This window comes from Simplicispira sedimenti (assembly GCF_022760965.1).
Classification (GTDB): domain Bacteria; phylum Pseudomonadota; class Gammaproteobacteria; order Burkholderiales; family Burkholderiaceae_C; genus Simplicispira; species Simplicispira sedimenti.
Genome location: NZ_JAKVIJ010000026.1, coordinates 1 through 1303, shown reverse-complemented (window position 1 = coordinate 1303; position 1303 = coordinate 1). Strand labels below are relative to the sequence as shown.

At 63.2% G+C, this 1303-nt stretch carries 1 protein-coding gene and 1 other annotated feature; the gene reads left to right on the top strand.

Annotation, left to right across the window (positions count from 1 at the left end; all coding sequences use genetic code 11):
* Positions 1–36: 36 nt before the first annotated feature.
* A protein-coding gene (locus MJ602_RS16640) for an IS3 family transposase (RefSeq protein WP_243021861.1) occupies positions 37–1271 on the top strand; the annotation gives its coding sequence in 2 pieces (ribosomal slippage) (positions 37–325 and positions 325–1271; 1236 coding nt in all).
* Positions 315–431 (top strand) — a sequence feature (AL1L pseudoknot). Its footprint overlaps the gene before it by 117 nt.
* Positions 1272–1303: the final 32 nt, after the last annotated feature.

Genomic DNA, 1303 nt, shown 5'->3' with positions numbered 1-1303 from the left:
TTTTGAGGAGGCTCCAACACTTGAGAAGATGGAGCTATGAACAAGTCACCGAAGTTCTCCCCGGAAGTGCGCGAGCGCGCCGTGCGCATGGTGCAGGAGCACCGAGCCGACTACCCGTCGCTGTGGGCAGCGATTGAATCGATTGCCCCCAAGATTGGCTGCGTGCCACAGACCTTGAACGACTGGGTCAAGAAGGCCGAGGTCGACAGCGGCCAGCGCCCCGGCACCACCACCTCGGATGCGCAGCGCATCAAGGAACTGGAGCGTGAGGTCAAGGAATTGCGCCGGGCCAACGACATCCTGAAGACGGCCAGCGCGTTTTTCGCGCAGGCGGAGCTCGACCGCCGACTCAAGTCGTGAAGGCCTACATCGACCGCCACCGTGATGACTACGGGGTCGAGCCCATCTGCCGGGCGCTGCAGATGGCCCCGTCGTGTTATTGGCGCCACGCAGCCCGGCAACGCAACGCGCAACTGCGCAGTGCACGCGCCCAGCGTGACGAGGGTTTGAAGGCCGACATTCAGCGCGTGTGGCACGCCAACTGGCAGGTCTACGGAGCCGACAAGGTCTGGCTGCAGATGAACCGCGAGGGCATCGTGGTGGCGCGCTGCACGGTCGAGCGTCTGATGCGAGCCATGGGCTTGCAAGGGGCACGCCGTGGCAGGGCGGTGCGCACCACCACGCCGGATACCTCGGCCCCGTGCCCGCTGGACCACGTCAACCGGCACTTCCATGCCAGCCATCCCAACGAGCTATGGGTGTCGGACTTCACCTATGTCTCCACCTGGCAAGGCTGGTTGTATGTGGCCTTTATGGTGGATGTGTACGCTCGGCGCATCGTGGGCTGGCGCGTCAGTCGCAGCATGCAGACGGACTTCGTGCTCGATGCCCTGGAGCAGGCTCTGTACGAACGCCAGCCAGCGGCCCATGTCTTGACGCACCATTCCGACAGGGGCAGTCAGTACGTTTGCATACGCTACACCGAACGCTTGGACCAGGCGGGCATACAACCTTCGGTGGGCAGCAGGGGAGACAGCTATGACAACGCGCTGGCCGAGACCATCAACGGTCTGTACAAGGCCGAGTTGATTCACCGCCGGGGACCTTGGAAGACCAGGGAATCCGTGGAACTGGCCACCCTGCAATGGGTGCACTGGTTCAACCACGTCCGATTGCTCACGCCGATTGGGGGCATCCCTCCGGCAGAAGCTGAGGCAAACTACTGGAGGCAACTCGCCGCCAGCGACACCTCGACAAAGGTGTCAACTTAAACCAACCGGCCTCCTCGATACCCGGGGCGGTT